Source organism: Tomitella cavernea, assembly GCF_016599145.1.
Classification (GTDB): Bacteria; Actinomycetota; Actinomycetes; order Mycobacteriales; family Mycobacteriaceae; genus Tomitella; species Tomitella cavernae.
In genome coordinates, this window is sequence record NZ_JAENKO010000001.1 from 70,618 (window position 1) to 84,626 (window position 14,009).

Sequence of the window (14,009 nt, forward strand, 5' to 3'; positions counted from 1 at the left end):
GCTCCCAAAATGTCGGCGAGTAAGTCCTACCCGTTCAGTGACCACCAGGATAATCAACCGAGCAAGTGCTTGGTAGCCTCGTCCCGATATACGGAGCACACCGACAGTCGGAGCACGCCGACGCCCGGAAGCGAGGACCGCATGAGTTCCCCCGACCCCACCAGCACGATCGATCTGAGCGGCCGGGTGGCCATCGTCACCGGCGGCACCAAGGGCATCGGATTCGTCATCGCGACGACACTGCTCGCCGCCGGCGCCGAGGTCACGGTGTGCGGCAGGACCGAGCCGGAATCGCTGCCAGCCACGAACGGCCGCACCGCGCAGTTCCGCGCCCTCGACGTGCGCGACGCCGAGGCCGCCAAGGCTCTGGTGCAGGACGTCGCAGGGCAGCACGGCCGCCTCGACATCCTCGTCAACAACGCCGGCGGCTCCCCCGACGCCGACTCCGCCACCGTCTCCACGCGCTTCGTCGACAAGATCGTGGCGCTGAACATGCTCGCCCCGTTCTACCTGGCGCAGGCTGCCAACGCGGTCATGCAGCAGCAGGGCTCGGGCGGGTCGATCATCAATATCGGCAGCGTCTCCGCGCACGATCCGCAGCCCGGCACGGCCGCATACTCGGCTGCCAAGGCGGGGCTGCTCATGTTCAGCCAGGCACTGGCTCTGGAGTGGGCGCCGAAGGTGCGTGTCAACCACATCACCACCGGACTCATCCGCACGGAGGCCGCCGCCGAGGTCTACGGCGACGACGGCGGCGCAGCGGTGGCGTCGATCATCCCCATGCAGCGCATGGCCGTTCCGGAGGACGTGGCGAAGGCGTGCCTGTTCTTCAGCAGTGATCTCGCCTCCTACCTCACCGGAACCGATCTGGCTGTGCACGGCGGCGGCGAGTTTCCGGGCCGCTACCTCGTCACCCGCGGCGAGGCGGCCCTCTGATGCGCACCGCCACGATCTGGACCAAGGCCGATCCGTTCGCGTCGCTCATCGCGGCACGCGCCCAGGACGACAACCCCGGCCTGCGTTTCGAGGACCGCGAATGGTCGTGGCGCCAGATCGTGGCGGAGGCCGCAGCACGTGCGAAACTGGCCCGCGGCATGCAGGTGGACGGCCCGTGGCACATCGGCCTGCTGATGGAGAACTCGCCGGAGAACCTGTTCTGGGTCCTCGCCGCGGGCCTGTCCGGGGCCACCATCGTGGGGATCAACCCCACTCGCCGGGGCGCCGAGCTGGAACGCGACATCGACTTCACCGACATCCAGCTCATCGTCACCGACCAGGCGCACCGGCCTCTTCTCGACGGACTGACGCTGGGTTGCCCGCCCGAGCGCATCATCACCAGCGACGCACCCGACTTCGCCGCACTGCTCGAGGCGGAACGCGGCGGAAGCGGCGGCGGGTTCGCGCTGCCCGATCCGGCGACGATCTTCTCCCTCGTGTTCACCTCGGGGACCACCTCGGCCCCCAAGGCGGTCATCTGCTCCCAGGGGCGGCTGGGCACCATCGCCCGACAGCAGCAGGAGCGCCGGAACCTCGGCGCCGACGACGTCTTCTACGTGGCCATGCCGATGTTCCACTCGAACGCCATCATGGCCGGCATCGCACCCGCCGTCAGCGCCGGCGGGTGCATCGCACTGCGCAGGAAGTTCTCCGCGTCCGCATGGCTGGACGATGTCCGCCGCTACAAGGCGACGTTCTTCAACTACGTCGGCAAGCCGCTCAACTACATCCTGGCCACCCCGGAGCGGCCCGACGACGCCGAAAATCCGCTGCGGATCGCCTTCGGCAACGAGGCCAACGAGAAGGACATCGACACGTTCTCCCGGCGTTTCGGATGCGAGGTGATCGACTCGTACGGCACGTCCGAGGGCGGCATGCGCATCAACAGGACCCCCGGGATGCCCACGGGGTCGCTGGGCGTGGCCGACGAGGGCACGGCCGTCATCGACCCCGAGACGCTCGAGGAGTGCCCGCGGGCCGAGTTCGACGAGCAGGGCCTCCTGCTCAACGCGGAAAAGGCCATCGGGGAGATAGCCAACACCAGCAACGTGAACCAGTTCGAGGGCTACTACGGCAACGCTGAAGCCGACGATGAGCGCGTCCGGCACGGCATCCTGTGGTCCGGCGACATGGCCTACCGCGACGCCGAAGGGTTCTGGTACTTCGCCGGCCGCACCTCCGACCGCCTGCGCGTGGACGGCGAGAACTTCGCGGCGGCCCCGGTCGAACGCATCGTGGCCCGCTTCCCCGCCTTCAACCACGTCGCGGTGTACGCCGTGCCGGACGAGGTGGTGGGCGACCAGGTGATGATCGCCGTGGAGCTCCACCCGGGCACCGAGTTCGATCCGGACGCGTTCGGCAGGTTCCTGGCCGAGCAGCCGGACCTCGGCACCAAGTGGGCGCCCAAGTTCGTGCGCATCTCCGCGGCCCTCCCGCGCACTTCGACCAGCAAGGTGATCAAGCGACAGCTGCAGGCGGAGGGACACGCCGTGCCCGACGAGGTGTTCGTCCGCGACGGCAAGGAGCTCGTCTTCCGCGAGATGTGAACGGACGCGACCGCCGCCCGCCTCCGATCGAACGCGCGTTCCGCGACCCCCCATGGCATCGAACACTTGTTTCAGTACTGTTGCGGCGGAGGCGAGGGGGCGGGGCGGTCACGGGCGCCGGCCCCGGCGGCACGGGATCGTGGGGTCGGTCATGGGACAGCGGCGCGGGCGCAACACGCGCGCAGACGGGGCGCCGGAATCGGCGACGACCGCTGGGCTGTGGCACCGCACCGAGCCGGACGGCACGCGCGACCGCCGCGGCGCTGTCCGTGCACATCGGCTTGCGCTCCCTCGCCGGCACCGACGCCGACCCCGACGTGCGCGCGGAGCTGATCTCCGAAGGCCGGTACGCGGAGATGTTCGACACCCCCCACGGCATGACCGACTGGTTCGCGGCCATGCCGGTCTCCGCCGCGCGACGCCTTGCATGCGACGCCGCCGTCACACCGGTCGGCGTCGACGGGCACGGCGCGCCGTTGAACGTCGGACGCCCCCGCAGGTTGGCGGCGGCGGTGCAGCGCCGCGCGCTCGCAGCCCGCGACCACGGCTGTGCCTTCCCCGGATGTGCCTTCCCGGGATGCGACCGCCCGCCCTCAGGGTGCTTCGCGCATCACGTGCACCACTGGGGCGACGGTGGTCCCACCGACCTGGACAACCTCGTCAGCCTGTGCACCGAGCATCACCGGTCGGTGCACCACCGCGAGTGGACGGTCACAGTCGACGCTTCCAAGAGACGACCGCGGTTCCTCCCGCCGGCCGGCCACACGCTTGCGCTGCAATGGCTCGATGCCGACAGCGCCCCGACGGCCGCACCGGCGAATCAGCCGGGCGAGGTTCCGTAGGGGTTCCACGGCCGCGGGCCCGCCGAGGAGGCCGTGGACGCGGCGCCAACCGTCTCGTCGGGAGCTACTCCCGTCAACGCTATTGCACTGCCCCCTGTCCGCACCGCGGCACTGCCTCGGCGGCGCAGCGGCATACCCACGCCACCGGCCTCCGCCGCGCGTTCTCACCGTACGAAGGACGTGGCGCCGCGGATGACCGCCTGCAGACTTGCTGCGAGCACGGACCGGTCGACCCCTGCGGCCCAAGCACTGCGCCCTCCGACGCGGTATTCAATGAGGGTCAGCGCGTCCGTGTCGCTGCCCGCCCCGATGCTGCTCTGGTGCAGCCCGAGGATCTCCACGTGGATGCCGCAGCGGCCCAGAGCTTCCGTGAGAGCTTCGACAGGGCCGACACCCTCATGCGTCGTCCGGTACACCGTTCCCCCGATATCGAGGGCGATCACGGCGCCCGCCTCGGTCGCGTCGAAGGCGAGCAGTACCGGCGCGTCGGCAGCGCGGGGGCACGCCACATACGCGTGTTGGAAAACGCCCCACAGTTCTGCTGCAGTGGCCTCACCGCCACCGGCGTCCGTGTGCTGCTGAACATGACGGGCGAAGTCGATCTGCAGCCGGCGCGGAAGCTCGATCCCGTATTCGGACTCCAACAGGTAGGCGATGCCGCCTTTGCCGGACTGGGAATTCACACGGATCACCGCGTCATAGCTCCGCCCCAGGTCAGCAGGGTCGACGGGCAGGTACGGCACCCGCCACTCGATGTCGGACTCGGCACGACCTTCGGCCGCCGCACGGGATCGGTGCTCGGCGAAACCCTTGTTGATCGCGTCCTGGTGGGTTCCGCTGAACGCCGTGTGCACCAGGTCGCCTACGTAGGGATGCCGCGGGTGGACCTCGATCCGGTTGCAGAACTCGACGGTGCGGCGGATCTCATCGATGTCGGAGAAGTCCACCATCGGGTCGATGCCCTGCGCGTGCAGATTCAGGGCGAGGGTCGCGATGTCGACGTTGCCGGTGCGCTCCCCGTTGCCGAAGACGCACCCCTCGACGCGTTGCGCACCGGCGAGGACGGCGAGCTCGGCGCAGGCCACACCGGTGCCGCGATCGTTGTGCGGGTGCACCGACAGGATCACACCGTCCCGCCGCGCGAGGTTGCGGTGCATGTACTCGATCTGGTCGGCATACACGTTGGGCGTGGCGATCTCGACCGTTGCGGGGAGGTTCAGGATGACCGGCCGGTCCGGCACTGCATCCCACAGTCCGGTCATCGCATCGCACACCTCGAGCGCGTAGTCGGGCTCGGTGAGGTTGAAGACCTCGGGCGAGAACTCGAAGCGGACGTTCGGGAGAGCTCCGGCGCACTCGAGCACATCGCGCCCGCCGGCCAGGATCAGCTCCTTGAGCGCCGAACGATCGCGGCCGAGCACGACCTGGCGCCAGATCGGCGCGGTCGCGGTGTACATGTGGATCACGACCTCGTTGCGGATGCCGCGGATCGACTCCACGGTCCGTTCGATCAGGTCACGGCGAGCCGGCGTGAAGACCACTATCGTCACGTCGCCGGGCGCGATGCCATGCTCGGCTATCAGGCGCACGAAGTCGTAATCGGTCTGCGAAGCGGACGGATAGCCCACCTCGATCTCCTTGTACCCCATCGTGACCATGAGCTCGAAGAACCTGCGCTTGCGTCCCGGATCCATCGGCTCGGCCAGCGCCTGATTGCCGTCACGCAGATCGACCGGCACCCACAAAGGCGCTGCTACGAGCCGGTTCGACGGCCACTCTCGACTCGTCGGAGGGACCTCGACGCGGGAATACACGTCGCGGTAGCGGTGCGAGGGCATCTGCGAGTGGCGCTGACGATTCCATCGGGGCGCATCGGCGGGAATCGGGCCGGTGGGGGTGGTCAGGCGGGAAGCCGCGTTCTGGCTCATGGGGTCCTTCTTCGATCCGGTGGCTGAGGACCGGCGCACAACTCGACTCCACGCCGGGGAGCCGGTCCGGCTAAGCCCCGCCGTGGCGGCAAAGGAGAAGGAGCCTCTTCGCGTGCATGCCGAGAACGCTACCAGAACTCATCAGACAACCTGAGGTGTCGATCATGATGGGATACTCGCGCCATGACCGTCGTGCGTCGTGAACCTCTTGCGGACCAGACCGCTGCATTGCTGCTGGAGCGCATCCGCGCAGGAGAGTGGGCGCTCGGCGCCAAGCTGCCCGGTGAAACCACCCTCGCCCCGCAGTTCGGTGTCGGACGGTCGACCGTGCGCGAGGCGATCAGCCAACTCGCCGGCCGCGGGATCGTCGCCACCCGGCAAGGCGCCGGTGTGTTCGTGACCGCCCTCGACGCCCCCGAGGACTGGACCCGGAAGGTGGGACGTGCGGACATCCGCGCGGTGATCGAAGCCCGGATCGCCATCGAGGTCGAGGCTTCCGCCCTTGCGGCCGGGCGTCGCACGCCGGCGGATCTCGACGCGCTGCGAGACGCGCTGGAGGTGCGTGCATCCCGCCGCAAGCAGATTGACGAACACGTCGACGCCGACGTCGTCTTCCACCGCGGCATCGTGACCGCGGCGCACAACCCGATCCTGCTCGAGCTATTCGACTCCTTCACCCCGCGCAACCGCGAGGCCATGGTTGCGATGCTCCGCGCGCGCGGAAGCCACGGCGACGACGCCGACCATGCGACGCACCAGCGCATCCACGACGCGATCATCGCCCGCGACTCGGACGCCGCAGCCGCGATCACGCGCAATCACCTGATTTCGCTCACACGGAACCTGGGCCGGTGAACAGCGGCACGTGGCCCCGAACTCCTACACCACAGCCCGGGCCGTGGATCGGCGACGCGTCCCAGGCCTACGGCCCCGCCGTCTACTACAGGTTCTGCAGCACCTCGCCGCGCACCACCTTGCCGGAGGCGTTGCGAGGCAGCGGCGCGTCCCGCACCAGCCAGCGGACGGGAACCTTGTACGCGGCGAGACGTTCGGAGACGAACCGGGCGAGATCATCGGTCAGCGTCGGGACCGCACCTTCCGCACCGGAGCCCCTGCCCGCAGGCACCATGACCGCGCACACCTCCTGGCCCCAATCCGGGTGCGCCGCGCCGTACACCATGCATTCCGCCACTGCCGGATGCGACTCGACGACGGCCTCCACCTCGGCCGGGTAGACGTTCTCACCTCCTCGGATGATCAGATCCGTGCGACGGCTGTGCACCCGCAAGCGGCCGTCCACGAACTCGCCCAGGTCGCCCGTGCGCAACCAGCCGTCCGCGTCGAACGCCGCGCCTGTCGCCTCGCGGTCACGCCAGTATCCGCTCATCAGGTGCGGCCCGCGGGACCAGATCTCCCCTACGCCCGCGGAGCGGTGCCGCCCGTCCCGGATCTGCACCTCCATCCGCGGCACCGGGGTACCGACGCACAACGGGTCCGCCGCCAGGTCCGCATCGGTGGCCGCGGTGACGGGGCATGCGGTCTCCGTGAGCCCGTACGTGGCGGCGAGCCCGGTCCGCGCCACAGGCACCAGTGCCCGCAGCCGGTCCTGCATCGCCGGTGCCGCGGGCGCGGTGATCAACGACAGGCCGCGCAGAGTCCGCAGCCGGTCCGCCGTCGCCGGACGGGATTCGAGCAGGTCGAGCAGCCGCGACGCCATCGTCGGCACCGCGCTCCAGTGCGTCACCGACTCCGCGTCGATCAGCCGTGTCACACCGTCGATGTCGAACCGCCCCTCCCACAGCACCGCGGTATCGCCGAGCGCCAGCCGCGGCACCGTCAGGTTGTGCAGCGCTGCCACGTGGAACAGCGGCGTCGCAAGCAGGTAGCGCCGCGGGGCCGGATCGTCGACGCGCGGCAGCCGCTGATGGTCGGCGGTGGCGATCAGGCTGCGGTGCGGGTGCACGACGCCCTTGGCGCGGCCGGTGGTTCCGGAGGTGAACAGGATCGTCGCCGGATCTTCCGACTGCGCACCCATGCCACTGGAGACGACGCCGCCTGCGCCGTCCGCGACCATCGCGTCGACCGATTCGATCGCGCACACGGGAACCGCGCCGTCGCCAGTGCGGGGCACGAGGCCGCGTCGGCGCTCATCGGCCAGCACCAGCCCGGGCTCGGTGAGACCGAGCGCATGCACCACCTCGGGCGCCGCCCACCGCGAGTTCATCGCCACGGCCACCCCGCCGAGCACCGCCACAGCCCAGAACGCGGTGATCCAGGGGATCCCGTTCGCGGCGAGGATGGCGACCCGGTCCCCCCGTCCGATCCCGTATTCGCGTCGCAGCACGGTGGCGAGCGCATGGACGCGCGCATGGTTCTCCCGGAACCCCACCCGCCGGCCGCCCGCAACGAGGTACTCGGCGTCGCCGCGCCCGGCGGATTCCTCCAGCAGCCGGGCCAGGTTCATGCCCCCCGCCGCCGTTCCGGGCGGCAACAACCGTGTCCGGCCGTACGTGGCGACCTCGGTCTCGTGCGCGTCCATCTTGTAGTACTCCTCGAATGCCGGGGCGCACCGCGGGGCCGAGCGCACCCTCCGACGAACTGTAGCCCCCGACGAACCGCAGCCGCCGTAGACCACGGCGCCGAAGGCGTCGGCCAACGCTCCTCCGGCCGTACTCTCAGTGACGCTCTCGGCCCGCGACCAAAACCTGTCGCGGTGCGGGCCCCGGATGCGGGTCGTCCGCGCGGTCCACGGCCGGCTGTGCAACGGCCGCCTGGTCTGCACCCGCATGTGCGACGCCCTCCCGTCCGGATTCGGCCTCTCGCATTCCCCTTCCAGACGACACCTATCGGACGGGCGCCCGACGGCCGCTACGGGCGCTCTTACTCTGAAGCCAACAGTCCTGCCGGACGGGGCGCGATGCCCCGACCGTAGGAAGAAGTGTCCCGATCATCGGAAGTTTTCCCGCCGCGCCACCGGCACGGCACGGCACACTGTCGGCATCGTGCCACGTGGATCACATCCGGCAGTCCGGCCCCAGAAGGAGAACGAGATGCCCGTCGACGCGCAGGAAGCCTACGCACAGCTCATCGGACGGCTGACCGGCCCGGGAGGGCCGCACGAGCTCGCGCAGGAGAATGTACTGGGCGCCCCCATGACGGTGTTCAAAAACCGGATCGGTTCACTCGCACAGATGCTCGTCGACTCCGAACGGCACGGTGACGCCGAGTACATGGTCACCGAGGACCAACGGATCACCTTCGCACAGCACGCCCGTGACGTCCGCTCGCTCGCGAAGGCGTTCGCCGATGATTACGGGATCGGCAAGGGCGACCGCGTCGCGATCCTCGGCGCCAACAGTCCCGAATGGGTGGAGGCCTTCTGGGCCACCCAACTTCTCGGGGCGATCGCGGTGGGATTCAACGCGTGGTGGGCACCGGTGGAAGTCACCAACGGACTGGAACTGAGCGAGCCGAAACTGATGCTCGTCGACACGAAACGGGCGTCGTTGCTCGGGGAGGTCGACGTGCCGCTGCTGTCGCTCGAAGACGACGTCCCGCGGCTGGCGGCGGCCCACCCCGAGGCCACCGCGCCGACCGTGGATATCGACGAGGACGACCCGGCGATCATCCTGTTCACCTCAGGCACGTCCGGCAAGCCCAAGGGAGCGGTGCACTCGAACCGCAATGCCATCGCGGTCACCGGGTTCCACGTGTTCAACGACTCGATCCTCGAAGCCTTCGCGGGCGACGACGCCGACGCGGCCCACGTCTACCTGGTGACCTCGCCGATGTTCCACATCGCGAGCCTGCACAACATCGTCGTCCCACGCCTGGCCACGGGCACGAAGATGGTCATCTACCAGGGCAAGTTCGACGCCAACAGGGTGCTCTCCCTCATCGAGACGGAGAGGATCACCAACTGGGGCGCGGTGCCCACGATGGCCAAGCGCCTCATCGCCGACGGCGATTTCGACGCCTACGACACCACGTCGCTCAAGGCCTTCGCATTGGCCTCGGCCCCGTCGTCGCCGTCGTTCCAGCAGCAGCTGCGCGAGCGGGTGCCGTTCGCGCAGAACAGCCTCGTCAACAGCTACGGGCTCACCGAAAGCTGCGGCGGCATCGCCGTGGCCACCCCGCCCGACCTCGCGGCGCACCCCACCACGGTGGGGCGGCCCACTCTGACGGTGGAGATGGAGATTCGCGACGCGTTCAACGAGAAGGTCGACGACGGCGTCGAGGGTGAGGTGTGCGTCCGCGCGCCGTACATCATGATCGGCTACTGGAACAACGGCGAGGCCAACGCGGCCGCGTTCGATGAGGACCGCTGGCTGCACACCGGCGACATCGGCATGATGAAGGACGGCATGCTGTTCCTCACCTCTCGCCGGTCCGACCTCATCGTCCGCGGCGGCGAGAACATCTATCCCACCGAGGTCGAGCAGTGCCTGGACGACTACTCGGGTGTGCGCGAGTGCGTGGTGCTGGGAGCGCCCGACGACGACTTCGGCCAGGTGCCCGTCGCCATCGTGGTGACCGAGCCCGGCGCGGACGTCACGCGGGAGGGTCTGGAAGGGTGGGTTTCGGAGAGGCTCGCCTACTTCAAGCGACCGGCGCGCTGGCGGATCACGGAGAACCCGCTGCCGCGCAACGCCACAGGCAAGATCGTGCGCCGGGAGATCCCCATCCCGACCGCGTAGAGGAGTGTGATCGGACCGTGCAGCACCGGCCGGAACCCCAGGCGGACGCACCCGGCACCGCTGTGGCGGGGGAATCCGCGGGGGTGGTGGACTTCTGGCAACGGCTGGGGCTGCCCGGGCTGATCGACGTGCACACGCACTTCATGCCCGCCCGCGTGCTGGACAAGGTGTGGCAGTACTTCGACAGGGCCGGCCCCCTGGTGGGTCGGCCCTGGCCGATCGCCTACCGGCACGACGAGGCCACCCGCATCGACACGCTCCGCCGGTTCGGCGTGCGGGCGTTCTCATCGATGCTCTACCCGCACAAGCCTGACATGGCGGCATGGCTCAACGCGTGGGCCGCCGACTTCGCCGCCCGCACCCCCGACTGCCTGCACACCGGCACGTTCTACCCGGAGCCCGCCGCCGGAGCCTACGTATCGGACGCGCTGCGGGCCGGCGCCCGCATCTTCAAGTCGCACGTGCAGGTGGGCGACTACTCCCCCGACGATCCCCTCCTCGACCCGGTGTGGGGCCTGCTCAGCGACGCCGGCGTACCCACCGTCATGCACTGCGGCTCGGGCCCCGCCCCCGGCAGGTTCACCGGGCCCGCACCGGTGGCGCGCCTACTGGCCCGGTTCCCGCGGTTGCCGCTCATCATCGCCCACATGGGGATGCCCGAATACGCGGAGTTTCTCGATCTCGCCGAAAACCACCGGAACGTGTACCTGGACACGACAATGGCGTTCACCCGGTTCACCGAGGAGAAGATCCCCTTCGACCCGGCGGAACGGCCGCGCCTGATCGGGCTGCAGGACAAGATTCTGCACGGGTCGGACTTTCCCAACATCCCGTACCCGTACGTCGAGTCTCTCGACGCCCTGGCTCGCCTCGACTTGGGCGACGACTGGCTCCGCGACGTGACCTACCACAATGCCGCACGCCTGTTCGGCATCGGCGCGCGCTGACGGTGCGTACGGCGCCGACCACGCCCCAGTTCACTTCTCCCGGCGCGGGCGTGGCACCTTCTTGTCGATGAACAGCCCCTCCGCGGACACGCACAATTCACCGGCATCGTCTCGGATCTCCCCGACGGTCCAGATCTTGCGGCCCTCTGTCCGTTCCTGGCGCGCAGACACGGCCAGCCGGCGGAACAGAGGCGTGGGCCGGTGGTAGCGCAGCGTCAACTGCGCAGTCATGCCGTCCTTGCCGACCCACGAGTTGGCCACGCCCAGCGTGTGGTCGAGCAGCAACGCCGACACCCCGCCGTGGACGCAGGTCGGTGGACCCTGGTAAGGGATCGTCATGGTCACTTCACCGTCCACGCTGCCGTCCGCGCGGCCCGATAGAGTGAGCGGCGGCGCTATCGCGTTCTCCGGCCCTGTCACCGGGTCGTGGCGAGTGGTGCCCTCGCCCGACCACATGTCGACAAGCCGGTCCTGCACGGCCGGGGCCTGCGCGTCCAGATCGTCCACAACCGATTCGAGCCGCTCGGCCACGCCCGTCAGATCGGTCCCGTCCCGGTCCGCGCGCAGAAGCGCATCGATGAGCCGCCGCGCCGCATGCGTCGCCCGATCTATGGCTGCGTCACCGCGCAAGGAGGTGAGCACCGCGCCGTCGGGGCTCTTGTCGACCCGGGGAGTCCCGCCCGGCACCATGGAACCGTCGCCCGCTGCGGAATCGTCAATCACTGTGGGTCTCCCGCCATGCGACTGCGCTGGACAGCGATCGGAGCAGGATCCGGCAGAACGCCTGCAGGTCCACCTCGGCGGTCTTCTGGGTGACATGCCCGTTGAGGCACGACTGCAGCACGCCCAGCCACTGCTGGTTGAGCAGACGCAGCAATTGTTCATCATGCTCGGTCGGTGTGTCGATACGCGCGGCCTCCAGAACCGCGTCGTCGAACGCCGCATCGACCCGCGCCGAGTCGAGCACCGTGTCCACACGCGCCGTGTTGATCGACCGCACCATCGCCGAAGCGAGCAAAGGCCTGCGCATGAGCGCCCGGAGCGCTCGCGTGGAGAGCACCGCCACCGCCTCCTGCGGTGATTGGCAGGGGTCGGCGGCCACCCGGTAGCTCGAGCGCATGTCCTCGACCTCGCGCGCCATGACGCCGACGAACAGGTGCGTCTTCGACGGGAAGTACCGGTACAAGGTGCCGATGGCGATCCCCGCCTGCTTCGCCACGTCGTGCATCTGCACGCGTTCGAACTCTTTCTCCTCGGCCAGCTCTGTGGCCGTGTCGAGCATGCGGCGGTATTTCTCCCACTGCAGCTTCGAGCTCGGCTCGGCGGGCACACGCGCCTCGGCTATACGTGGCATTCCCCTCCGCACCCCATTTCCGTCGTCATCCGTGCGCCGACCGCCCCGTCAGGAACCTTCCGCGGTGACTCCGGCCACGCCATCGTGTGACAAACGCATTTTCCGCGCCGATCGCACGTCCGCTCACCGGAAACCGGACTCGCCGGCGGCGCGGAGGTCTCGCTGTCCGGGAAGGGCTACCAGCGCGTATGGGTGCCGCCATACCGTGACGGTAACTCAGTAAACCTATATCGAGGACGGACGTCATGACTATCACCGCAGACGGCGCCAACTCGGCCCGCATGATCGAGTCCGGCCCTGCCCCGGAGCGGTTCGCCCGTGGCTGGCACTGCCTGGGCCTCGCCCAGGAATACCGCGACGGCAAGCCCCACTCCGTGGAGGCGTTCGGCGGCAAGCTCGTCGTGTGGCAGGACACCCAGGGCGAGCTCAACGTGCTCGACTCGTACTGCCGGCACATGGGCGGCGACCTGTCGCAGGGCACGATCAAGGGCGACGAGATCGCGTGCCCGTTCCACGACTGGCGCTGGGGCGGCGACGGCAAGTGCAAGGACATCCCCTACGCCAAGCGCGTGCCCATGCGCGCCCGCACCCAGGCCTGGACCACGCTCGAGCGCGACGGCCTGTTGTTCGTGTGGAACGACCCCGAGGGCGGCAAGCCGGAGGACTACATCCCCGTCATCCGCACCGGCGACGACGAGTGGACCGAGTGGCAGTGGAAGACGATCACCATCGACACCAACTGCCGCGAGATCGTCGACAACGTGGTGGACATGGCGCACTTCTTCTACGTCCACTACGCGCTGCCGACCTACTTCAAGAACGTCTTCGAGGGCGTCACCGCCACCCAGTACATGAACGGCGAGGGCCGTGAGGACATGATTCCGCCGGGCACCAACGTCGCCCACGTGGCGCAAGGCAACTCGTCTGTGGCCTCCTACTACGGACCGTCGTTCATGGTCGACGAGCTGTGCTACCACTACGCGGACTTCGACGTGGAGACCAAGCTCGTCAACTGCCACTACCCGGTCGGCCCGGACCGGTTCGTTCTGATGTACGGCGCGACGGTGCGCAAGACCGCGGACATCCCGGCCGGCAAGGCCGAGAAGATCGCCGCCACCAACGTCGAGTTCATCACCAAGGGCTTCGAGCAGGATGTGGCCATCTGGCGGTCCAAGACGCGCATCGACAACCCGCTGTTGAGCGAGGAGGACGGCCCCGTCTACCAGCTGCGCCGCTGGTACGAGCAGTTCTACGTGGACCGTGCGGACGTGACCGCCGAGATGACCGACCGCTTCGAGTTCGAGATCGACACCTCGAAGCCGATGAAGTCGTGGCGCGCGCAGATCGCCGAGAACATGGCCGCCCGCGAGACCGCCGGGGCGCAGGGGTAGAGCGATGGACTTCCATCCCGTCAGCTGCGACCGCTGCGGCACCGAGGTGCTGGTGCACAAGTCCAGCTTCCACCAGACTTCCGTGCAGTGGAACGGCACGGCCGCCCAGAACTGCGAGCTCCTGCAGTCGGCGGCGTCCGAGGCCAAGCGTCTGGATCCGGAGGCGCACTCGTGCCCCGCGCTGCGCGCGAGCATCGAACGCGCCGTGGTCGAGCGCAGGCTCGCCGTACCTGAGGACGACGACGAACGCACCATTCCAGGATTGGGTTCGCCCGGCGAGGCGGCCACCGAGCGCCGAGACGACTGA

12 protein-coding genes are annotated in these 14,009 nt (G+C 69.0%); 8 read left to right on the top strand and 4 right to left on the bottom strand.

The window, feature by feature from the left end; genetic code table 11:
- The first annotated feature begins 141 nt into the window (after positions 1-141).
- The 3 genes from JJ683_RS00310 (at position 142) to JJ683_RS00320 (ending at position 3,385) form a co-directional block, all read left to right on the top strand.
- Entirely contained in the window at positions 142-936 is a 795-nt protein-coding gene (locus JJ683_RS00310) for an SDR family oxidoreductase (RefSeq protein ID WP_200170699.1), read from the top strand.
- Positions 936-2,543, top strand: a complete 1,608-nt coding sequence (locus tag JJ683_RS00315) for an AMP-binding protein (RefSeq protein ID WP_200170700.1) — start codon at positions 936-938, stop codon at positions 2,541-2,543. Before JJ683_RS00310 ends, JJ683_RS00315 begins: the two co-directional genes overlap by 1 nt.
- Positions 2,544-2,812: 269 nt before the next feature.
- The gene (locus JJ683_RS00320; protein ID WP_307810604.1) at positions 2,813-3,385 is read left to right on the top strand and encodes an HNH endonuclease signature motif containing protein; all 573 of its coding nucleotides are present in this window, start codon (positions 2,813-2,815) and stop codon (positions 3,383-3,385) included.
- 164 nt (positions 3,386-3,549) lie between these two features.
- On the opposite strand, the gene JJ683_RS00325 is transcribed toward JJ683_RS00320, so the two are convergent.
- Entirely contained in the window at positions 3,550-5,223 is a 1,674-nt protein-coding gene (locus JJ683_RS00325; protein ID WP_372435211.1) for a 2-isopropylmalate synthase, read from the bottom strand.
- 273 nt (positions 5,224-5,496) lie between these two features.
- Here JJ683_RS00325 and JJ683_RS00330 point away from each other — a divergent pair, with 273 nt between their 5' ends.
- Positions 5,497-6,168 carry a FadR/GntR family transcriptional regulator gene (locus JJ683_RS00330; RefSeq protein WP_200170702.1) on the top strand — a complete coding sequence of 224 codons (672 nt, stop codon included), beginning with the start codon at positions 5,497-5,499 and terminating at the stop codon, positions 6,166-6,168.
- Between the two features lie 85 nt (positions 6,169-6,253).
- Here JJ683_RS00330 and JJ683_RS00335 read toward each other — a convergent pair whose 3' ends face one another.
- Positions 6,254-7,969, bottom strand: a complete 1,716-nt coding sequence (locus JJ683_RS00335) for a class I adenylate-forming enzyme family protein (protein ID WP_200170703.1) — start codon at positions 7,967-7,969, stop codon at positions 6,254-6,256.
- Between the two features lie 394 nt (positions 7,970-8,363).
- On the opposite strand from JJ683_RS00335, the gene casG reads away from it, so the two are divergent.
- Both casG and JJ683_RS00345 read left to right on the top strand, forming a co-directional pair.
- The gene (casG, locus tag JJ683_RS00340; RefSeq protein ID WP_200170704.1) at positions 8,364-10,010 is read left to right on the top strand and encodes a steroid-24-oyl-CoA synthetase; all 1,647 of its coding nucleotides are present in this window, start codon (positions 8,364-8,366) and stop codon (positions 10,008-10,010) included.
- Between the two features lie 17 nt (positions 10,011-10,027).
- Positions 10,028-10,957, top strand: a complete 930-nt coding sequence (locus JJ683_RS00345) for an amidohydrolase family protein (protein ID WP_200170705.1) — start codon at positions 10,028-10,030, stop codon at positions 10,955-10,957.
- A gap of 30 nt (positions 10,958-10,987) precedes the next feature.
- Here JJ683_RS00345 and JJ683_RS00350 read toward each other — a convergent pair whose 3' ends face one another.
- Positions 10,988-11,647 (bottom strand): PaaI family thioesterase, encoded by a 660-nt coding sequence (locus tag JJ683_RS00350; protein WP_200170868.1) that lies wholly within the window; start codon positions 11,645-11,647, stop codon positions 10,988-10,990.
- 25 nt (positions 11,648-11,672) lie between these two features.
- Complete coding sequence (locus JJ683_RS00355) at positions 11,673-12,311, bottom strand: TetR/AcrR family transcriptional regulator (RefSeq protein WP_200170706.1); 639 nt, start codon at positions 12,309-12,311, stop codon at positions 11,673-11,675.
- 245 nt (positions 12,312-12,556) lie between these two features.
- Between JJ683_RS00355 and JJ683_RS00360 the strand changes: the two genes are divergently transcribed.
- Both JJ683_RS00360 and JJ683_RS00365 read left to right on the top strand, forming a co-directional pair.
- Positions 12,557-13,702 (top strand): 3-ketosteroid-9-alpha-monooxygenase, oxygenase component, encoded by a 1,146-nt coding sequence (locus JJ683_RS00360; RefSeq protein ID WP_200170707.1) that lies wholly within the window; start codon positions 12,557-12,559, stop codon positions 13,700-13,702.
- A gap of 4 nt (positions 13,703-13,706) precedes the next feature.
- On the top strand, positions 13,707-14,009 hold the full coding sequence (locus tag JJ683_RS00365) for a hypothetical protein (RefSeq protein ID WP_242474273.1): 303 nt from the start codon (positions 13,707-13,709) through the stop codon (positions 14,007-14,009).